Origin of the sequence: Sanguibacter keddieii DSM 10542 (assembly GCF_000024925.1) — a bacterium.
Lineage (GTDB): Bacteria > Actinomycetota > Actinomycetes > Actinomycetales > Cellulomonadaceae > Sanguibacter > Sanguibacter keddieii.
The window spans coordinates 3,971,207-3,991,747 of the sequence record NC_013521.1; the positions used below are offsets into that span (position 1 = coordinate 3,971,207).

Sequence of the window (20,541 nt, forward strand, 5' to 3'; positions counted from 1 at the left end):
GGTCGGGCACCTCGGCACGAGGGGCCGGACTACCGCACGCCTCGGGCGGTCCGGGCGCGCAGCGCGTCGGTGGCGGCGAGCACGCCCCACAGAGCCAGCCCGAGCACGGCGAACCACAGCGGTCGCGTGAGCCACCACGTCGCCGTGCCGGGGTCGGGGAACGGCACGTCCAGGACGAGCAGCACACCGGTGACCGCGACCATGACGGGCAGGTGCCAGAGGAACGCCCGCATCGAGCTGCCGGACGCGGCGTCGAGGGCGCGGGCGGTCCTCGGTCGGTCGAGGAGCGGGGCGACGACGGGCCTCAGGAGCAGCGCGACCGGGATCTGCACGAGCCCGAGGAGCAGCGGGACGATCCCGGGCGGGCTGAAGTTGGAGCGCTCGCCGGACAGCCCGATCATCGACTCGGCCCACCACGGCGACGCGGTGACCGCCGCGAGCGCGACGAGGACGAGCACCGCCCACCACGCGACGGCGCGGCGTGGCAGCCGCTGGAGCGACCCGTCGGCGTAGGCGAAGCCGAGCTGCTGGGCCGTCCCCCAGACCAGCACGTAGTTGGCGTACCCCACGGCGGCCTCGCCCGAGACCATGAGGACGAGCTCGACGACGAGCACCGCGAGCGAGAGCGCCACGACCACGCGCCACCCGTAGCGACGGTGGAGGCGCAGCATCACGGGCGCGACGAGCGCCAGCACCGCGAACACGGCGACGAACCACAGGGGCATGACCACGACGACCGTGACCGTGCGGGTGAGCCCGGGAGGGGCGCCGAGCGCGAGGGCCACGGCCACGACGGCGGCGACCAGCAGCACGAAGGGCACGAGCGGTCGCAGCAGCCCGCCGAGCCGCCGCCGCACGAAGACGACCCACAGCCGCAGCGGGCCCGGTGCCTCGCCGGTGGGCCCGGTCGTGCGCTCGACGACGCGCGACCAGCTCGTCGCGTTCGAGAACCCGCCGACGAAGAAGAACAGGGGGATGAGCACGAGCACCCAGGTGAGCGGCCACAACCACCGCTCGGAGTTGAGCACGTTGTCGACCACGAGGCCGCCCTCGGCGTCCCGCCCGATCGCCGCCATGGTCCAGTGCCCGAGGACCACGGCACCGAGCGCGAGCGTCCGGAGCAGGTCGGCGAAGCGGTCGCGGGACCCGGCCGTCAGCGGCACGCCGGCCGAGCCGGTGGTCGACGGCGCCTCGGCCCGGGAGGGACCGGGCGGGTTCGTCCGGGGCGACGGGACGCGCGGCGACGGGGCCTGCGACGACGAGGGGCGGGGCTGTTCCGGCGGTGTGGTCAGCTCGGGTTCCTCCGGGGTGCGAGGCGCACGTTGGGCAGGACGGGCGCGGGGAGCGGTGCGCCGTCGTAGCCGACGACGGTCCCGAACCTAGCGTCGCCGGGTCGGCTGGTCGATGGTGACTCCTGCCCGGTGGGGGTACGTCCGGCGTCGAGGGTGTCGCGGTCTGCGTGCCCGTTCTGCCGCTGCCAGTCGGCACGTGCGGCGACCACCTCGTCGTGGCTGCGCCCCACGAAGTTCCACCACATGACGATCTCCTCGGTCGAGGGCCGTCCGCCGAGGAGCACGAGCCGGGCGCGCGTGGTCGTGGTGAGCGCGAGCCCGCGGCGGCCGGGGGCGACGTACCCGAGGTGGTCGGCCACGACCTGCTCGCCGTCGACCGTGACGCCCTCGCCCGAGTCGACGAGGACGGCGTGCTCGTGGTCCGGGTCGACCTGGAGCACGAGGGTCGCGCCGGCCTCGAGGTCGACCTGTGCGCCGAGCAGCTCGGTGTAGGTGGTGGCGGGAGAGACGAGAGGTTCGGGACGGCCGAGCCCGGGCTGGGCCGGGAGCGCGCCGAGGAACACCTGGACCCGGGCTCCTGCCGCCTGGAGCACCGGGAGGTCCTCGTGGTGCTCGAAGGCGGGGGCCACGTCGGCGCTCGCGTGCGGGAGCGCCGTCCACAGCTGGACGCCGTGCAGCGTGGTGGTGGTGCGGTCGTCGGGCGAGTGCTCAGAGTGGGAGATGCCGTGGCCCGACGTCATGAGGTTGAGCTCTCCCGGGCGGACGCGGCAGTCGGAGCCGACGGAGTCGTGGTGCTCGATCTCGCCGGCGAACAGCCAGGTGACGGTCTGGAGGCCGGTGTGCGGGTGCGGTGGCACCTGCATGCCGGGCCCGGCCGTGACGTCGTCGGGCCCGAAGTGGTCGAGGAAGCACCACGCGCCGACCATGCTGCGGGCGCGCTGCGGCAGCGTCCGCCGGACGGTCATGGCGCGGGCCCCACCGAGCGGGACCTCACGGGGCTCGAGGATCTCCACGCCGACCTGGTGCGCCTGATGCCCCGTTCGGCCCGGGGCAGGCTGGCTGCTCTGCCCGCTGCCGTCCGCCTGCCTGCTCTGCCCGGAGGCGCAGGTCTGCTCGGTCGGGGCGGCGTCGAGGTTGCTCACGGTGCGAGCGTATCGCCGTCGTCCTCGCTCGTTGACGTGCGCGCGGGACGCGTGCCGAGGGGCGTGCGAGAGGCGCGCGGGGGCCGTGCAGAGGCAGATGCCGAGCGTGACAGATCCCACGGCCGGAGAGCGTTGCCCACATGGTTGTCCACAGCCTGTGCACCGCAATCCCCGCCCGACCCACAACCCTGTGGACCGAATCTGTGGATAACTCCCAGGCCAGCGGGAACCCGTCGTCCACCGGCTGTGGACAAAGCCGTGCAGATGTGGTTCCTGCGTCCTCCCGGGACGGTTCCGCGCACCCGTGGCAGCACGTCTGCGCCATGGCGCGCCTCAGGTCGTCAGACCGCCCTCGACCACGAACCCGTCCTCGTCGAGGAGCGTCCCCTCGACCGCCTGCTCGAGCGCGGCCGCGACCCGCGCGACGAGCGGGGCGATCCGGCCTCGCGCGACGAGGTGGAGCGACGACGGGTGCTCCGAGCCCTGGTCCTCGGGGCTGCCGGAGACCCAGCGCACGCTGTAGGCGTAGGGCCCGGACTCACGCCACGGCAGCAGCTGCACTGCCGGCGGCAGCGCGGCGACGCGGGCGAGCACCACCTCGACCGTCCCGTCGTACGGGGTCTCCGTCGCGATCGTCCAGCCCGGGGCAGCCCCCTCCGCGGCGACGGGCGATGCGGTCACGACCGCCTGGACCATGACGGTCCGCACGATCGCGAGGGCGTGGTGCGGGGCGAGCGGGTGCGCGCTGAAGAGCGTGCGGTCGACGGACCGTGCGGCGTCCGGCACGACGGCCGGGCCGGCGCCGTGGTCGAGGACCGCCCCGTGGGCGCGGCGCGCTGCGGCGACGAGCCACGCGCGCACCCGGTCCCGGTCCTGAGGGCTCGGGTCGGTGCCGACCGGACCCCCCGGGTGCTCGGCCAGGTCCCCCGGGTGCTCGTCCTGCGTGTCCCGCAGGACGAAGGCGTCGACGTGCCGGGGTGGGAGCGCGTAGGTGACGGTGTCCTCGGCGGTGAGCGGGTGCGGACCGGTGAGCACCTGACCGGGGGTGAGCCGCAGGACACCGGGAACGGCCTCGGGCTGGGCGCTCATGCCCCGGAACCGGGCTCCGCGCAGCGGGAGGATCCTGGAGGCGGCCGTGGCGTGGCTGACGGGCTCGACCTCCCACGCGGCGTCGGGGAACCAGGCCCGGGCGAGCGTCACGACGTCGACGTGGGCCGGCACCGCGAGGACCCGGGCGCCGGTGCGGCCGTCCGAACCGAGCCTGTCGAGGAGGGCTGTCATACCCGGACGGTACGGTGCGCAGAATGCCGGGAGGTTTCGGGCGTGCAACGGCTGGCGAACGTCGCACCTCCCCGCACCTCCCCGCACTGCCCCGCCCTGCACCTCTCCGCCTCTCGCTGCACCGCGCCGCACCGCGCTGGACCGGCACAGGCCGCTCTCGACGTGCCCTCCATCCGCCCTCGGCCCGCCTCCGACCTGCAGGATCCCGCCGATGTGCATGTTCTGACACTCCGTGAGATGCTGTCACAATGCCGAAGATCATCGGTGGGTCACTCCACGAGCACCGCGAGCAGACTCGCCAGAGACTCTTCACGGCACTGTCCACCCTCATGTCAGAGCGCGGCTTCGACGCGATCTCCTTCGCCGACATCGCCGCAGCAGCCGGCGTCGGGCGCACCGCCGTCTACAACCACTTCTCGGACAAGGAAGCCCTCCTCATGGGCTTCATCACCTTCGAGACCGAGCGCTACGTCGAGACCCTGCGGCGCTCGCTCCAGGACGTCGAGGCGCCGGTGCTGCGCCTGCGCACCTATGTCCAGGCGCACGCACGGCTCAAGCGCGTGTTCCACGTGGCACCGGGCCCGGACCTGCGCACCGTCCTGTCGCGCGGCACGCAGCAGCGCCTGCGCGAGCACGCCGTGGTGGTCGAGGACATCCTCCGCGAGATCCTCGTGGCCGGGATCGCCCGCGGCGACTTCCCCGAGCAGGACATCTCGACGACGGTCGCCCTCATCAACGCCTGCCTGTCCGGCCGCCAGATCCCCGAGGAGCAGCCGGCACGGGACCGCGCGATCCTCGCGACGGAGTCCTTCGTGCTGCGGGCGGTCGGCGTGGAGCCCGCGCACGCCTGAGCGCGACAGCGCCAGGACCGACGGCCCGCCCTGGGGCCGCACAGCACTGACGCTCGGCTCCGCAGACCCTCGCACCAGCGCCCCGGCCCGGCGTTAATCCGTTGACCTGCGCGATCGTCGGCGAGCAGCATGGCCGCCATGACCGCAGCCGCCTGGACCGTCACCCCGCTCGTCCTCCCCGACTCCGTCGACTCGCCCGAGGCCTGGGCGCTGCACGGCGTCGCCCACCTGGAGCGCCTCTCCGAGGAGAGCACCTGGGGGCACGCGGACCTGTACTCCCCGGCGCGGACGCGCCTGACGGTCATGCGCAACCAGACGCACACCGAGAAGGTCGCCCTCGTCGCCACGCGCCCACCGGGCGCAGGAGGGCCGTCACCCGACGACGTGGTCGGCGTCGCCTTCCTGTGGATGGAGCGCGAGGGCAACAGCCACCTCGTCCAGGCGGGGATCACGGTCCACCCGCAGGTGCTGCGGTCAGGGGTCGGCACAGCCCTCGTCCGTGGTGTCGAGGAGGTCGCGGCGGAGCGAGGCCGGACCACGGTGATCTTCGAGACCGACCACCTGGGCGAGCCTCCCGCAGACGCCCAGGACGTCGTGACACCGCCGACCGGCGCCGGTCGGATCGCGGGCGACGCCCCTGGCGTGGCCTTCGCCCGGGGGCTCGACTACTCGCTCGAGCAGGGCGACCGCTTCAGCTGCCTGCGGCTCCAGGACGTCGACCCTTCGCGGGTCGACACCTTCCTCGCCGAGTCCCGCGCCGCGGCGGGCGAGGACTACGAGCTCGTCACCTGGCTCGACCGCTGCCCCGAGGAGCACGTCGAGCAGCTGGCGTCGCTGTCCACCCTCATGACGACGGCGATCCCGGTCGCCGGGCTGGACCTGGTGGAGCACGTCTACAGCGTCGAGGAGGTCCGTCAGCGTGAGCAGGCGAGCCTCGACGCAGGCCGTCGGTCGCTGGTGACCGCCGTCCGGCACCGTCCGAGCGGTGAGCTCGTCGCGTACAGCGAGATCGTCCTGCCCGCAGACGCCCCGGCGGCCGCCTTCCAGGAGAACACGCTCGTCGCCCCGGCACACCGCGGCCACCGCCTCGGGATGCTCGTCAAGGCGCAGAACCTCGTCGAGCTCCGGACGCTGCGCCCCGGCGCAGAGCGCCTGCACACCTGGAACGCGGAGGAGAACCGGCACACGCTGTCGATCAACGAGGCGCTCGGCTTCGAGCCGGTGGGCGTCGTCGCACTGTGGCAGAAGAAGCTCGGCTGAGCGGCGGGACCTGCGAGCGGGTGAGAACAGCCCGCCAGGCAAGACGTTCAGGAAGAGGGTAGGCAAGCCTAACCTCCATGCGGTACCGTTCCTGACAACGCGTCACCTCGACCTGCTGGTCGTCGTCGACCGGTCAGCGCACCCCACCGAGGAGGACCCGTGACGACTCTCGCCACCGCCCGCCCCACCCTGTCCAGCCGGCTCCGCGAGGGCACCCGGGAGGAGCACGAGAGCGCCGAGAGCTCCGGGTTCATCAGCCGCCTCATGTCCGGCGACCTCGGGACCGACGCGTACGTGTCCCTCGCCTCGCAGCAGTACTTCGTCTACTCGGCCCTCGAGGCCATCGCCGACGACGTCCGCGTGCTCCCCCAGGGCGGCTCGCTGATCTTCTCCGAGCTGACGCGCACCCCGTCGATCGTCCGCGACCTCGAGCACCTCGTCGGGCCCGACTGGCAGAGCAGCGTCCGGGCCCTGCCCGCGACCGAGCGCTACGTCGCCACGCTGCACGCCAGCAGCACCTCGCTCCCCCGCTACGCCGCGCACGCCTACACCCGGTACCTCGGTGACCTCTCCGGCGGCCAGATCATCAAGCGGATGCTCGAGCGCCACTACGGCCTCGGACCCGAGGGCATCACGTTCTACTCCTTCGAGGAGATCCCCAAGTCCAAGCCCTTCAAGGACGTCTACCGCGAGCGCCTCGACACCCTGGAGTTCTCCGAGGACGAGCTCGCCGAGGCCGTCGTCGAGGCCAAGGCGGCGTTCCGGCTCAACCAGGACCTCTTCGGGGAGCTCGGCGCACAGCACTGCTGACGCCCCTGACCACACGCGGGGGCTGCGCCCGTGGACGCTCGTCCACGACACGTGCCCCGCACCTGCGCCGAGAGGCCCGAGAATGGCAGACTGGAGCCATGCAGACACCGGGGCGGACGCGATCGAGGCGCCGCTCCCGCCGCGTCGAGTTCGTCTCCGACCCCGTCCTCGGGCTGACCGTCCGCAAGCCGGCCACCCGGGCGACCTACGGGGTGCACGCGCTCCTCACCCACCTGACCAACGTCGGCTTCGTGGGAGCGCCACGGTCCTTCGGCGTCGACGAGCAGGAGCGCCACGTCCTCGAGTACGTCCCGGGGACCACGGCCGACGAGGACGGGCCCTTCGACCACGCCGACCTCACCCGGCTCGGCGAGCTGGTCCGCGACTTCCACGACGCCGCCGAGTCCTTCGAGCCGCCGCCCGGGGTCCAGTGGCAGGTCACCATCCCCGCCCCCGCGGCGACGCCTGGGACGTCGGCATCGGCGGTCTCTTCCTCGCGGTCAGAGATCGTGTGCCACCACGACATCTCGCCGTGGAACCTGGTCCGGGACGGCGAGCGCTGGGTGCTGCTCGACTGGGACGGCGCCGGTCCGGGCGGGCGCGTCGACGAGCTCGCGTCGGTCGGCCAGGCGTTCTTGCCGCTCCAGCCCGGGGGCGACCCGCACGACGACGGCGCACGGCTGCGCTCCCTCGTCGACGGGTACGGGCTCACCGCGAGCCAGCGCCCCGAGCTGGTCCAGGCGACAGCCGACCACACGCGCACCGTCTACGAGCTCCTGGTCGACGGCGCGCGGACCGGTGAGGAGCCGTGGGCCTCGCTCCACGCCGCGGGCCACGCCGAGCGCTGGGAGTCGATGTCCGACTACGTGCACCGCCACCGCGGAGAGCTGCGAGCGGCGCTCAGGTGACAAGCGGGCCGCGAGCCCCGCTCGCCTGACCGGCGAGCGACGAGCCGCACCCGGGTGAGAGGCACCCAGCCGAGCTGCGGGCCGCGCTCCACTCAGCCCAGCAGCACCTTCACCAGCTCGTCCGGGGTCTCGACGACGGCGAGCGGGGCCGCCTCGTCGATCTCACCGGCGGGCGCGTAGCCCCAGGTCACGCTGATCGTCGGGATGCCGTGCGCACGGGCACCGAGGACGTCGTGCTCGCGGTCGCCGACCATGACGATGCGGTCGGCGTCGGGCAGCCCGTCCTCGGTGGCGGCCATGGTCTCGAGCGCGTGCGCGACGACGTCGGCCTTGGTGCTGCGTGACCCGTCCATGCTGGCCCCGCACACCGCCTCGAAGAACCCGTCGAGGCCGAAGTGCTCGACGATCTGCCGGGCGAAGAGCTCCGGCTTGGACGTGGCGACGCAGAGCCGCAGGCCCGCTGCGCGCAGGTCGGTGAGGGCGTCGACGATCCCGTCGTAGACGCTGTTGTCGAACATCCCGCCCCGCGTGAACGCTGACCTGTAGGCGGTGATGAGCTCGGGGACGCGCTCGTGCGGCACGCCGTGGCGCACGACGCTCTCCTCGATCGGCGGACCGACGAACCGGGCGAGCGCCTCCTCCGAGGGCCGCGGGATGTCGAGGGCGTCGTACGCGTGCTCGATGGACGCGATGATCCCGGGGGCCGAGTCGGTCAGGGTGCCGTCGAGGTCGACGAGGGCGAGGTCGTAGCGCATGCGTCGATCCTCTCAGCCGCGCAGCGGCAGCGTGAGCACGTCCGGCTGGCCGGCGACCACCCGGACGGGCACACCCCAGTCCTGCTGGGCGAGGTGGCAGGCGGGGAACTCGACGGCCGGGTCCGCGTCGCAGCTGGCGGCCTGCGCGGTCACGTGCAGGACGCCCTCGGCGACCTCGGGGTTGATGCGCAGCGTGCGCACCAGCGGGAGGTCGCGCCCGGCGCCCTCGAGCAGCAGCTCGGGCGGGGTCGACGAGACGGTGAGCTGGGTCGACGGGCCGAAGCGGTCGTCGTACTTCTGCCCCGTGGCGGGGGTGAAGACCACGTCGAGGCGCAGCTCGCCGGGCGGCACGTCGGTGACGGGGCGCTGCGTGCGGTGCGCACCGGAGTCGAGGACCTCGCCGGCGAGCGTCGCCGGGAGGGCGACGCGGGTGATGCGGTGGGCGGTCGACTCGACGACGAGCACGTGGACCTCATCGCCGTCGACCTGGACGAGCGCGTCGCTCGGCTCGGCGAGGCCGCCGACCAGCGTGGTCACCTCGTCGGTGGCCGGGTCGTAGCGGCGCAGCGCGCCGTTGTAGGTGTCGGTGACGACGACGGAGCCGTCGGGCAGCGCGGCGACGCCGAGCGGGTGCTGCAGCAGCGCCTGGGCGGCTGCACCGTCACGGTGACCGAAGTCGAAGAGCCCCTGCCCGACGAGCGAGGTGATGGTCGCGGAGCCGTCGTCGGCGACGTCGACGCGGCGCAGCGCGGAGGTCTCCGCGTCCGCGAGCCACACGGAGCCGTCGGGGCCGACGGACAGCCCGGAGGGCTGCGCGAACCACGCCTGCGCGAGCGGCCCGTCGAGCAGGCCCTCGTTCTGCGTGCCGCCGACCTGCTCGACGACCCCGGCGACCGGGTCGAAGGTCCACAGCGAGTGGTTGCCGGCCATGGCGACGAGGAACGCACCGAGGCGCTCGGACCACACGACGTCCCACGGCGAGGTGAGCCGGTGCCGCAGGGCGGGGGTCGCGTCGGGGGCTGTGGTCTCGGGGACCACGTTCTCGGCCCCGCCGACCATGAGCTGGTCGCCGGTCCCGGCGACCGTGGTCACGTGCCCGTCCGAGAGCCGCACGCCGCGCAGCGCGTGGTTCACAGTGTCGGCCACGAGGACGTCGTAGCCGAGCTGGTCGCGGAGCGTGGCGGGCACCAGGCAGAGGCCGTTCGGCTCGCTGAAGGTCGCATCCTGCCGCCCGCCGTCGGACAGCCCGCGCTCGCCGGAGCCGATGCGCCGGACGAGCGTCTCGCCGTCCGCGGCGAGCTCGGCGAGGCTGTGGTGCCCCGCGTCGGCGACCAGCAGGTTCCCGGACTCGAGCGCGATCACGGCCGCGGGGAAGCGCAGGGTCCCGGGGGTGGGCTCGGCGGGCACGTAGGGACCCGAGCCGCGGTGCAGCGTGCCCTTCGCGGAGTGCTCCTCGACGAGCTCGCGCACGAGGATCTCGAGGGTGGACGCGTGCCCCTCGCCCGCCATGTGCGCGACGACGTAGCCCTCGGGGTCGACGACCACGAGGGTCGGCCAGGCGCGGGCCGTGTACGCGGACCAGGTGACGAGGTCAGGGTCGTCGAGGACGGGGTGGCGCACCTCGTAGCGGTCGACGGCGGCCGCGAGCGCGACCGGGTCGGCCTCGTGGACGAACTTGGGCGAGTGCACACCGACGATGACGACCTCGTCGCGGTGCGCCTCCTCGAGCTCGCGCAGCTCGTCGAGGACGTGCAGGCAGTTGACGCAGCAGAAGGTCCAGAAGTCGAGGACCACGATCTTCCCGCGCAGGTCGGCGAGGGTGACGTCGACGCCGCCCGTGTTGAGCCAGCCGCGCCCGACGAGCTCGGAGGCGCGGACGCGGGGCAGGCGGGCTGAGGGCTGGGTGTTCGCAGTCACGCCGACGATTCTGCCTCAGGGCACGCGGCAGGGCGGCGGGTGCTCAGCCGACGGGCGTCACGGCTCAGCCGACGGGCGCTGCGCCCACGGGTGGTTCGCCTGCCTCGGCGACCGGGTGCGGGGAGAACGTCTCCGCGGTGAGGTCGGCTCGCTCGACGCGGTCGAGCCGGAACCAGCGGACAGCCTGGCGGGTCTGGCACCACGCGACGAGGTACCAGGCGGTGCCGGTGTGGGCCAGGATCACGGGCTCTACCCGACGGGCGGACTCCGCGCCGGCGGAGTCGCGGTACCGGATCGCGAGGACCGTGGACCGGGCGATCGACTGCTCGACCGCCCGGAGGGTCTGCTGCCGTGCCGCATCCCCCGCGGCCGGGACCTCGGCCGCCTGGTCGCCCGCACCGTGCGCCACCCACACCCGCGAGGCGAGCTCCGCGGCGCGCTCCTGCGAGGTCGGCCCGAGGGCGTCCCAGACCTTGCGCTGCGCGGTCGCGGCGTCGACCGCGAAGGGGCTCCCGGCCGGGAGCGACGCGAGGGCCACGGCGACCGCGACCGCCTGCTGCGGCGTGAAGTTCAGGGGTGGGAGCGAAGCCGAGGCGTCGAGCACGTACCCGCCACCCGGGCCCGCCTGCGCCCAGATCGACAGCCCCGCCTGCTGGAGCGCCGAGACGTCGCGCTTGACGGTCCGGACGCTCACCTCGAGCAGCCGGGCGAGGCGCGCGCCCGTGGTCCCCGCGGCGCCGGCGCGGCGCAGCTCCTCGGCGACGGCGTAGAGGCGCTCGGTCTTGTCCACCGCGCACCTCTTCTCGTCCCGGGACACCTGATCTTCACCATGGTGACAGACAGGTGTCACCGACGGGGGTGGAGGCTGGTCCCATGAGCACATCGACACACGACCTGACCCACGACCTCGAGCCCCTGCCCCTGCACGTCGTCCTCGTCCCCGGCTTCTGGCTCGGCGCGTGGGCGTGGGACGACGTCGTCCCCCACCTCGGGGCCGCCGGCCTCGTCCCGCACGCCGTCACGCTGCCCGGACTGGGCGACGTCGCCGAGGACCGCAGCGGCGTCACGCGCGACGACCACGTCCGCGCGGTGCTCGACGTCGTGGCACCGCTCGAGGGCGACGTCGTCCTCGTCGGCCACTCCGGCGGGGGTGCCGTCGTGCACGAGGCGCTGGACCGTGATCCCGGACGCGTCCGGCGGGTGGTCTACGTCGACTCGGGCCCGCTGGTCGACGGTGCAGCCCTGTTCCCCGACGTCCCGGCGGAGGCCGTGGAGATCCCGCTGCCCTCGTGGGAGGACCTCGCCGCGCAGGGCTCGAGCCTCGAGGGCGTCGACGAGGCCGGTCTCGCGAGGTTCCGAGACCGGGCGGTCCCCCACCCCGCCGCCGTGGCCCGTGGTGCTGTGCGGCTCGGCGACCAGGCCCGGCTCGACGTCCCCGTCACCGTCATCTGCACCAGCCTGCCGTCCGAGGTGCTCCGCCAGATGGCCCACCCCGGCCCGCCGCTGCACACCGAGCTCGGCAGCCTCGACGCGACCTACGTCGACCTCCCCACGGGCCACTGGCCGATGTTCTCGCGGCCCGCCGACCTCGCCGAGGAGATCGTGCGGGCGGCACAGGCGTGACAGGTCGGTGGGCCGGGACCGCGGGTTCCGGCCCACCGACCCCTCGCGTACGGTGGTCCGGTGAACTCTCCGGCCAGACGCGCCACGCGCGACGACCTCCCCCGAATAGCCAGCACGCTCGGAGCGGCGTTCAGCGACTACGCCTGGACGCGCTGGACCGTCTCCGAGGACGACCACGAGGCCCGTGTCGCCGAGCTCCAGCAGCTCTGGGTCGAGCACGTGGCCCTGCCGCACGGGACCGTGTGGGTCGACGACGAGGTGACCGCGGTCGCGGCGTTCCTCCCGCCGACGCTCCCCGACCTGCCCGAGGCGGTGCGCGAGCGCATCGTCGCGCTGCAGGGGCCGCAGGGCTGGGAGCGTCAGGCGGTGGCGTCCGCCGCGGTGGAGGCCCGCACCGCCGAGGTCGTCCCCGACGACACCCGCGCCGTCTGCGCCGAGGCGTGGACGCTCGCGACCGTCGGGGTCCACCCCGACCACCGCAGGGCTGGGCTGGGGTCAGCCGTCGTCGACGCAGGCCTCGCGCACCTCGAAGAGCTCGCCGCCTCGTGCACGCTCGAGACGAGCGACGAGCGCAACGTCCACTTCTACGAGCGGCTGGGCTTCGCCGTGACCACCGTCGTCGAGCTCCCGGCTCCCGCCCCGACGGTGTGGTCGATGCTCCGCGCCTGCTGAGGCGCTCAGCGCTGCGCAGCCCCACGCCCCACGCCCCAGACGACCCCGCCGCTCGGGTGAGCGACGGGGTCATCTGCACAGCATCAGGTCAGCGGGGGTCTCACCCCAGCGTCGACGGCAGCTCTCGCGTCTCGCCGAGGACCTTGTCGGCGAGGAACGCGAGCACCACCTCGTACCAGACGATGGCGTTCTGGGGCGTGAGCACCCAGTGGTTCTCGTCGGGGTAGTAGAGGAACTGGTGCTGCGACTCGCCGTTCTCGTCGGCGGGGAGCCCGGACTTGGCGAGGAGCTCGTACCAGAGGCGCAGGCCCTCGCCGATCGGCACGCGGTAGTCCTTGTCGCCGTGGATGACGAGCATCGGGGTGACGATCTTGTCGACCGAGAGGTGCGGGGAGTTCTCCCGCGCCATCTCCTCGGTCATCTCGCGCTCCCAGTAGAAGGAGTGGTCGGTGGTGGGGCCGAACTGGTCGAGGGCCCAGAGGCTGGCGTGGGTGACGATCGCCTGGAACCTGTCGGTGTGCCCGGCGACCCAGTTGGCCATGTACCCGCCGAAGGACCCGCCCATGGCGGCGGTGCGGGTCTCGTCGATGTCGTCGCGCGCCTCGGTGGCGTCGGTGATCGCCATGAGGTCGGTGTACGGCGCGGCGCCCCAGGCACCCCAGCCGCGCTGGATGAAGTCCTGGCCGTAGCCCGTCGACAGCGCGGGGTCAGGGAGCAAGACGGCGTACCCCTGGGCGACGAGGATCCAGGGGTTCCAGCGCCAGCTCCACGCGTTCCACGAGTTGAGCGGCCCGCCGTGGATCCACAGCACGAGGGGCGCGGGGGCGTCGGGTCCGGCGCCCTCGGGGAGGGCGAGGAACGCGCGGACGCGCGAGCCGTCCTCGGCGGTCGTCTCGACCTCGGTGAGCGTGCCGGGCAGCTCGGGTGCCGTCGTCGGACCCTGGAGCGTCACCGAGGCGACAGGCGCACCGGACGACAGCGCCGCCGCGAGGTCGACCGACACGGGCGTCGAGGGCTCGAGGTAGCTGACGCGCAGGGCGTAGACGGTCGTGCCGTCCGGGGAGACCTGCACGTCGGTGAAGGTCGCGTCGTCGGCGGTGACCTGCGTGACGGTCCCGTCGAGGGTCACGTGGAACACCGGGCCGCGGCCGTCGGAGTCGGCCGTGACGAGCAGGCCGGAGCCGTCGGGCAGCCAGGTGATCGAGCTCGGCCAGCGGTCCCAGCCGGTCGCGAGGGGGCGGACGTCGCCGCCGGCGAGGTCGACGAGCGCGAGGGTGACCCGCGGGGCCTCGTGGCCGGAGCTGCGGCTCTGCTGGACGAAGGCCACGGTCTGGTTGTCGGGCGAGACCTGCGGGCCGTGCGCCTCGGAGGCGCCGTCGTCGACGAGGGTGCGGCGGGTGCCGGTCGCGACGTCGACCGCGGCGAGGACGGTGCGCTCGGCGCCGCGGGCCTCGGGCACGTTGATGGTCGTGACGACGGTCGTGCCGTCGGGCGAGAGCACGCCCGAGGTCTCGCGCAGCGCGGTCTTCACGTCACGCGTGAGGTCGCGGAGCGTCAGGCGAGGGTCGGTCGCACCGGCACCGGTGACGAGCTCGCCGAGGTCCGCCGCGAAGAGGTGCGGGTCGGAGGGCCCGAGGTCGTGGTCCCAGTGCCGCACCGGGTACCCGGTGTGCAGGATCGCGGAGACCTTCTTCTTCTTCCGGGCACCTCGCAGCTCGGCGTCGTGCTCCTCGTCGCGGGCGGTGGGCAGGACGCCCCCGGTGAGCACGACGGTCGACGACGTGCGCGCGGTCAGCGGGGCGCCGACCCCACCGGCGCGGGAGGAGACGACGCGGGCTTCTCCCCCGGACGCGGGCAGCAGCCAGAGGGCGCTCGTGGCCTCGTCGTCCGAGGACTGCGGGTCGGGACGACCCGAGGTGAAGAGCACGTCGCCGTCGGGCGTGAAGGTCGCGCCGCCCTCGCCCTTGGCGGAGCGGGTGAGGCGCCGGGCGGGCTGCTCGCCGCGCGGGTCGACCTCCCAGAGCGCGGTCGTGTACGCGGTGCTGTCGGTCGACAGCGTCGACACGGACGTGACGAGACGGGTGCCGTCGTGAGACAGCGCGAGGCCTCCCACGCGCGGCAGCGCGACGTACTGGTCGAGGTCCGTGAACGGCGCGGGACGGTCGGGGGGCTGGTGAGCGTCTGGTGTGGTCACCCGTCGTTCCTATCACGACACCCCTGTCCGACGAGGACGAGAAAGTCGCCCAGGTCACACCGCGCCGACCAGCCTGGTTGGCCCTACACTCCGAGGACGAGACCCAACCGGGGGGCAGAGTGGCGGGTGGCACGCACGACGACGCGCAGGGTGACGCTCGACCACGCCTGTCAGGCATCGCGACACGACTGGACACCGCGGTCGGCTACGACCGAGACCGCACCACCGCCGCGTACCAGTCGGGATTCGCCGCGGCGACGGCGGTCGTCGCGCTGCTGGTCCTCACCCTCGACCGCGACCTCTTCCTCAGCAGGACCTTCCTCGCCGGGCTCCTGGTGGTCGCCGTGGCGAGCGCCTGCGCGTTCTTCTCGTGGCTGCCCGACACGACGCTGGGGCTCGCGCTCATCACGGGCGCCGACTTCCTCGCCGTCGCGCTGCTGTCGTACGGCACCGGCCTGCAGTACAGCGTCCTCGGCCTGCTCGTGCTGTTCCCCGCGCTGTGGCTCGCCTTCGAGCGGCTGTGGCCCGGCGTCGTGGCCGCCGTGCTCGCGAGCCTGGCGGTCGTCGTGGTCCCCGACCTCGTGCACGGCGCACCGTTCGACCTGAGCTTCTGGCTGCACGCCTTCCTGCTGCCCTTCATCGTCGGGGCGATCGCCGGGGTCGCGGCGCTGCTCACCGAGTACCGGTACCGCCAGGACGACCTCCTCGCGCAGGAGCGCACCCGGCTCACCGAGACGCTCAGGTCGAGCCAGACGACGTCCCTGCTCCTCGAGACCGTCCTCAACACCATCGACACCGGGGTGCTCGTGGTCGACGCCGAGGGCGTCGAGCTGGTGACCAACCGCCGGCAGCAAGAGCTCATCGACCTCGCGCGCCCCGAGCGAGACGGCGACCCGTGGGCGGTGTACGACGCCGATCGCACAACGCTGCTGCGCCCCGACCAGCTGCCGTCGACGCTCGCCCGCAACGGCGAGCTGGTCCGCAGCGCCCTCCTGTGGTTCGGGCACGAGCGCGCCACGCAGCGCGCGCTCCTGGCGACCTCCCAGGCCATCCATGACGGGTCCGGGGCCCTGTGGGGCGCGGTCGTCGCCTACACGGACATCACCGACCTGGTCGCCGCGATGCAGGTCAAGGACGACTTCGTGTCGACCGTCTCGCACGAGCTGCGCACCCCTCTGACCTCGATCATCGGGTACCTCGAGCTCATCGAGGAGGGGTACGAGGACAGCGAGTTCGAGCTCACCGACGAGGTCCACGGGCAGCTCGAGGTCGTCGCCCGGAACGCCTCGCGCCTGCTCGCGCTCGTCTCCGACCTGCTCACCACCGCCCAGCACGCCTCGGGCACCCTGTCGCTGCGCATGTCGGCGGGCCGGCTCGACGAGATCACCCAGCAGTCGCTCGACGGCGTCATCGAGCGGGCCCTCGGCCGTGGTGTGCAGCTGCGGGTCGACGTCCGTCCCACCCCCGTGCAGATGCTCGACCAGGCGCGGATCGCGCAGGTGCTGGACAACCTGTTCTCGAACGCCCTGAAGTACACCCCGAGCGGTGGGACGGTCGAGGTCGACGTCACGGCCCACAGCGACCACACGTCGCTGCGGGTGCGGGACACCGGGATCGGCATGAGCGAGAGCGACGTGCGCTCGCTGTTCGCGAAGTTCTTCCGTGCCGAGTCGGCTCGGCGCGCGGCGATCCCCGGGGTCGGCCTCGGGCTGGTGATCTGCAAGGCGATCGTCGAGGGGCACGGCGGTTCGATCGTCGTCGACTCGACCCTCGGCAGCGGCAGCACCTTCGAGGTCCGGCTCCCGCTCGCCGCGCCGCACCCGCAGCAAGCACGCTGAGCGCCGGAGCCGCCGCCCCGGGATGGGGACCTCTGCCTCACCCGCTGCGGGTGCCGGTCACGCACCCCGCCGTTATGTTGTGACGATGCCGTCATCCCTGCCCGCCGAGCACCCGTCCGTGCCGCCCGACGAGCACCTCGTCACGGAGCACCTGCAGCGGCACCTCGAGCGCTGGGGGCTCGAGCCCGACGGGCCGCTCACCGAGACCGCGACGAGCGTGCTGCTCCCGGTGCGGCGCGGGCCCGACCTGGCGCTGCTCAAGGTCGCCCGGGTCGACGAGGAGCGGGTCGGCGGTCAGCTCATGGCGTGGTGGGACGGTCGCGGGGCCGCCCGGGTCCTCGAGCACGACGACTCGGCGGTGCTGCTCGAGCGGGCGACCGGCCCGCGGTCCCTCACGGTGCTCGCGGGGACCGACGTGGGGTCGCCCGGGTGGGTCCGGGAGGACGTCCGCGCGACGCAGGTGCTGTGCGACGTGGCCCGCACCCTGCACGCGGTCGACGACGTCGAGACGCAGCGCCCGGAGCACCTGACCCCGCTGACCACCTGGTTCCGCGACCTCCTCGCGCTCGAGGGCGAGCGCCGCGGCTTCGTGCACCGCAGCGCCGTCGTGGCCCGCGGGCTCCTGGCCGACCCGTGGGACGAGACCGTGCTGCACGGCGACCTGCACCACGGCAACGTGCTCGACTTCGGCACCGTCCAGGGCGCGCAGTGGCGCGCGATCGACCCCAAGTCGCTCGTCGGGGAGCGTGGCTTCGACCTCGCCAACATCCTGTGCAACCCGAGCACGGCCGTCGCGACCGCACCGGGTCGGCTGTCGCGCCAGGTGGTGGCGATCAGCGAGGCCACCGGTATCGACCGGGTGCGCATGCTGCAGTGGGTGGTCGCCTGGACGGGGCTGTCCGCGACGTGGCACGGCGAGTCGACCGACGCCGGTCGGGCGGCGCGAGCCGTGACGATCCAGGTGGGTCGCACCGCGGAGGACCTGCTCCGCGCGATGTGAGCGGGGCTGCGAGAGCGCGGCGAGCGCGGTGCGGGCGACGCCGCGGCGCGAGCGGCGTGGACGACGCGGTGCGCGCGACCTGCCCGCTCCTCCCGCTCAGCCCGCCCTCAGCGCCCGTCGCGGTCGGCGAGCCTCGAGAGCATCTGGTTGTACTCGTCCATCTCGACGTCGCCGTCGCGGTCGACCTTGCGGTCGCGCCGCTTGGCCACGCGCGCGTCGTCGCGCGACCACGAGAGCGCGACGAACACCGCGAGCAGCACCGTGGGGATCTCCCCCACCCCCCAGGCGATGCCGCCCCCGGTCTGCTGGTCGGCGAGCGCGGTGTCGCCCCACGGCCGACCCATGAGGCCGAACCACTCGGGGACCATGAGGATCTCGCCGCTCATGAGCGTGACGCCGAAGAACGCGTGGAAGGCCATGGTCGCGAGCAGCAGCAGGAGGCGCTGCGCGTGCGGCGGCCGGGACGGGCCGGGGTCGATGCCGATGAGGGCGTTGGCGAAGAAGTAGCCGGCCATCGTGAAGTGCACGGTCATGAGGATGTGCCCGATGTGGGTGCTCAGCGCGTACTCGAAGGCGGGCGTGTAGTAGAAGATCACCATCGACCCGGCGAAGTTCAGCGCGGCCACGATCGGGTGCGCGAAGAACCGTCCGTAGTGCGAGTGGATGATCACCAGCAGCCACTCGCGCGGCCCGCGGCTGCCGTCCTTGCGGGGCGGGAGGGCGCGGAGCGCGAGGGTCATGGGCGCAGCGCACACGAGGAAGATGGGCACGACCATCGCGAGGATCATGTGCTGGAGCATGTGGGCGCTGAACAGCACGGCGCCGTAGACCACGGGCCCGCCGTTGGTCACCCAGAACATGACGACCATGCCGACGACCCACGAGAGCGTCCGGAAGACCGACCACGAGTCGCCGCGGCGGCGCAGCCGCAGCGCCCAGCGCAGGTAGACGACGAGGCCGGCGGCGCACGCGAAGCCGAGCAGCACGTCCCAGCGCCACTCGGTGAACCAGCGCGCGAAGGTCGGCTCGGGCGGGAGCTCGTGCCCGGTGATGAGGTACGCGGGGCTGGGGGCTGAGGGAGGCGCGTTGTCGTCGGGCGGGTTGGTGCCGCCGAGTGCGACGGCCACGCCGCTCACGGCGCCCATGACGAGGAGCTCGGCGGAGGCGAGCCTCCAGAACAGCGCGGTGGTCTTCGGGGCGGCCGGGGCGGCGCCGCCGGCCCGGGCGGCCTTCGTGGCGGTGGCACCGACGGCGGTCACCGCGCCGAGCCTCCCGACGACCCACTGCCGGTGCGCCCAGCCGAAGCCGCCGAGGACGACGAACAGCGCGGTCTTGGTGAGGATCAGCACGCCGTAGTCGGTGCTGAGGCCGGACCACCCGCCGAGCCGGACCACGGCGTTGACGAGGCCGGAGAGCGCCACGAGCACGAAGCACCACGACGCGACGGGCGAGAACCGGGAGACGGTCACGGCGAGCGCCTCGCCGTCGAGGGCTCGGCGCACGCGCAGCAGCGCGATCGACGCGAGCATGCCGATCCACACGCCCGCGCCGACGAGGTGCATGAACATCGAGGACACCGCGAGCTCGTGGCTGGTCGAGCCCGACGCGTGCCCCATGAGCGACTGGATGACGAGCGGGACGAGGGCCAGGACGAGGGTCCAGGCGGCGCCGGTCGGCGTCGCGACGAGGAGAGCGAGGACGGCCACCACCGCGACGATCACGGCGATGGCGAGGAGCGCCCGGCCGGACGGGATCTGGGTGAGGTACACGCCGAGCTGCTCGCCGAACCCGTCAGCGGTGAGCGTCAGGCCGACAGTGTTGGCCCCGGTCAGGACGACCCGCGCGAGGGCGCAGACCGCCCACACGCCCGCGGCGGCCCCCGCGGTGCTGAGCGCCGTGTCGAGGGCGCGCCCGGGTCGGACCACGAACACCGCGAGCATGAGCGAGCCGAGCGTCACCGCGAGGGACAGCTCGGTGAGGACTGTGGTGAGCGGCAGGCCCCACCGCACCGCGGTGCCCGGGTCCTGCAGGAGCTGCGAGGCGAAGGCCGCGGAGAACACCCCGCCGACCGCGAGCGCGACGAGCGCGACCAGCACCGCGAGCGGGAGAGACCAGGTCAGCGACCTGGGGGCCGCCGGGACGGGTGCTTCGGGGGTGCGCGCACCGCGCGCGGAGGTCGGTCGCGGCGTGGAGGGGCGCGACGCCCGGGTGCGGTCCTGCTGGCCTGCTGTCACGGATCCAGGGTAGTTCGGCAGGCTGGGAGCGGTGGACGGGGTGCGTCGCGCAGGGTGTCCGCGGGGCTCACCACCCTCAGGGCGCGACGGGGTGCCCGTCCCACGAGGTGACGACCCACCCGTCCTGGGGGGATCCCTCGAGCTCGACCACCCCGGTGTTGGCGATGCCGTGGGTCCGGCTGAACTCGGCGTCGAGGTTTGTCGCGACGTTCGCGGCCCAGACGGAGATCGCCGCCTCGTGGGAGACGACGGCGACGACCGCGTCGTCGGGTGCACCGTCGACGACGGTGGTGAGGGCCCGGTCGAACCGGGCGATGAACTCGCTGCCGCTCTCCCCGCCGGGGATCCGTGCGTCCGGGTCGGTCCACCAGCCCTGCATGGTCCCGGCGTAGCCCTCGAGGGCGTCGGCGAAGGGGCGGCCCTCGAGGTCGCCCGCGTCGATCTCGTGCAGGCCCTCGACCTGGACGTGCGGCACACCGAGGGTTGCGGCGACCGTCTCTGCGGTCTCGACGGCCCTCCGGGCCTGGGAGGAGTGGACCACCGCGGGTACGTGGGCCAGGCGGGCAGCGAGCCCGTCGGCCTGCTCCCGCCCGGTCCTGGTCAGCGCGGGACCGGGAAGACGGGACCCGATGATGCGGTCCACGTTGTCTGACGTCTCGCCGTGCCGGATCAGGAGGAGCCTCATCGAGCCAGTCTGCCTCACGGGTCGTCGACCACGCCGTCCGTCGACGATGCCGGTCGGGCCGGCGTGCCCCCCCCACCCA

General features: G+C 73.5%; 17 protein-coding genes. 8 read left to right on the forward strand and 9 right to left on the reverse strand.

Annotated elements, in window-relative coordinates:
* Positions 1 to 29 precede the first annotated feature (29 nt).
* From SKED_RS17455 to SKED_RS17465, 3 genes are all read right to left on the reverse strand, one after another.
* Positions 30 to 1,163: an acyltransferase family protein gene (locus SKED_RS17455; RefSeq protein ID WP_012868508.1), complete on the reverse strand. Its 1,134-nt coding sequence runs from the start codon at positions 1,161 to 1,163 to the stop codon at positions 30 to 32.
* A gap of 125 nt (positions 1,164 to 1,288) precedes the next feature.
* Positions 1,289 to 2,434: a pirin family protein gene (locus SKED_RS17460; RefSeq protein WP_012868509.1), complete on the reverse strand. Its 1,146-nt coding sequence runs from the start codon at positions 2,432 to 2,434 to the stop codon at positions 1,289 to 1,291.
* A gap of 333 nt (positions 2,435 to 2,767) precedes the next feature.
* On the reverse strand, positions 2,768 to 3,715 hold the full coding sequence (locus SKED_RS17465) for a hypothetical protein (protein ID WP_012868510.1): 948 nt from the start codon (positions 3,713 to 3,715) through the stop codon (positions 2,768 to 2,770).
* Positions 3,716 to 3,963: 248 nt separating this feature from the next.
* On the opposite strand from SKED_RS17465, the gene SKED_RS17470 reads away from it, so the two are divergent.
* The 4 genes from SKED_RS17470 (at position 3,964) to SKED_RS17485 (ending at position 7,544) form a co-directional block, all read left to right on the forward strand.
* Positions 3,964 to 4,566, forward strand: a complete 603-nt coding sequence (locus tag SKED_RS17470) for a TetR/AcrR family transcriptional regulator (protein ID WP_012868511.1) — start codon at positions 3,964 to 3,966, stop codon at positions 4,564 to 4,566.
* 138 nt (positions 4,567 to 4,704) lie between these two features.
* Entirely contained in the window at positions 4,705 to 5,826 is a 1,122-nt protein-coding gene (locus SKED_RS17475; protein ID WP_012868512.1) for a GNAT family N-acetyltransferase, read from the forward strand.
* A gap of 159 nt (positions 5,827 to 5,985) precedes the next feature.
* On the forward strand, positions 5,986 to 6,636 hold the full coding sequence (locus tag SKED_RS17480; RefSeq protein WP_012868513.1) for a biliverdin-producing heme oxygenase: 651 nt from the start codon (positions 5,986 to 5,988) through the stop codon (positions 6,634 to 6,636).
* 98 nt (positions 6,637 to 6,734) lie between these two features.
* A complete protein-coding gene (locus SKED_RS17485) occupies positions 6,735 to 7,544 on the forward strand; it encodes a phosphotransferase (protein ID WP_012868514.1) in 810 nt (269 codons plus the stop codon).
* Between the two features lie 92 nt (positions 7,545 to 7,636).
* Here the strand turns inward: SKED_RS17485 and SKED_RS17490 are convergent, their stop codons facing one another.
* From SKED_RS17490 to SKED_RS17500, 3 genes are all read right to left on the reverse strand, one after another.
* Positions 7,637 to 8,299: an HAD hydrolase-like protein gene (locus tag SKED_RS17490; RefSeq protein ID WP_012868515.1), complete on the reverse strand. Its 663-nt coding sequence runs from the start codon at positions 8,297 to 8,299 to the stop codon at positions 7,637 to 7,639.
* Between the two features lie 12 nt (positions 8,300 to 8,311).
* Positions 8,312 to 10,216 carry an NHL domain-containing thioredoxin family protein gene (locus tag SKED_RS17495; RefSeq protein WP_012868516.1) on the reverse strand — a complete coding sequence of 635 codons (1,905 nt, stop codon included), beginning with the start codon at positions 10,214 to 10,216 and terminating at the stop codon, positions 8,312 to 8,314.
* Between the two features lie 64 nt (positions 10,217 to 10,280).
* Positions 10,281 to 11,006 (reverse strand): helix-turn-helix transcriptional regulator, encoded by a 726-nt coding sequence (locus tag SKED_RS17500; protein WP_012868517.1) that lies wholly within the window; start codon positions 11,004 to 11,006, stop codon positions 10,281 to 10,283.
* An 83-nt stretch (positions 11,007 to 11,089) separates the two neighbouring features.
* On the opposite strand from SKED_RS17500, the gene SKED_RS17505 reads away from it, so the two are divergent.
* Together SKED_RS17505 and SKED_RS17510 are read left to right on the forward strand one after the other, a co-directional pair.
* Positions 11,090 to 11,839 (forward strand): alpha/beta fold hydrolase, encoded by a 750-nt coding sequence (locus SKED_RS17505; RefSeq protein ID WP_012868518.1) that lies wholly within the window; start codon positions 11,090 to 11,092, stop codon positions 11,837 to 11,839.
* A gap of 60 nt (positions 11,840 to 11,899) precedes the next feature.
* On the forward strand, positions 11,900 to 12,511 hold the full coding sequence (locus SKED_RS17510; protein ID WP_012868519.1) for a GNAT family N-acetyltransferase: 612 nt from the start codon (positions 11,900 to 11,902) through the stop codon (positions 12,509 to 12,511).
* A 100-nt stretch (positions 12,512 to 12,611) separates the two neighbouring features.
* On the opposite strand, the gene SKED_RS17515 is transcribed toward SKED_RS17510, so the two are convergent.
* Positions 12,612 to 14,705 carry a S9 family peptidase gene (locus SKED_RS17515; RefSeq protein WP_012868520.1) on the reverse strand — a complete coding sequence of 698 codons (2,094 nt, stop codon included), beginning with the start codon at positions 14,703 to 14,705 and terminating at the stop codon, positions 12,612 to 12,614.
* A gap of 119 nt (positions 14,706 to 14,824) precedes the next feature.
* Between SKED_RS17515 and SKED_RS17520 the strand changes: the two genes are divergently transcribed.
* Together SKED_RS17520 and SKED_RS17525 are read left to right on the forward strand one after the other, a co-directional pair.
* Positions 14,825 to 16,543, forward strand: coding sequence for a sensor histidine kinase (locus SKED_RS17520; protein WP_012868521.1), 1,719 nt, complete (start codon positions 14,825 to 14,827; stop codon positions 16,541 to 16,543).
* Positions 16,544 to 16,628: 85 nt separating this feature from the next.
* Complete coding sequence (locus SKED_RS17525; RefSeq protein ID WP_081448115.1) at positions 16,629 to 17,543, forward strand: aminoglycoside phosphotransferase family protein; 915 nt, start codon at positions 16,629 to 16,631, stop codon at positions 17,541 to 17,543.
* A 107-nt stretch (positions 17,544 to 17,650) separates the two neighbouring features.
* Here SKED_RS17525 and SKED_RS17530 read toward each other — a convergent pair whose 3' ends face one another.
* The gene (locus SKED_RS17530) at positions 17,651 to 19,777 is read right to left on the reverse strand and encodes a bifunctional copper resistance protein CopD/cytochrome c oxidase assembly protein (RefSeq protein WP_012868523.1); all 2,127 of its coding nucleotides are present in this window, start codon (positions 19,775 to 19,777) and stop codon (positions 17,651 to 17,653) included.
* A gap of 76 nt (positions 19,778 to 19,853) precedes the next feature.
* Positions 19,854 to 20,462, reverse strand: coding sequence for a histidine phosphatase family protein (locus tag SKED_RS17535; RefSeq protein ID WP_012868524.1), 609 nt, complete (start codon positions 20,460 to 20,462; stop codon positions 19,854 to 19,856).
* Between the last annotated feature and the right edge of the window lie 79 nt (positions 20,463 to 20,541).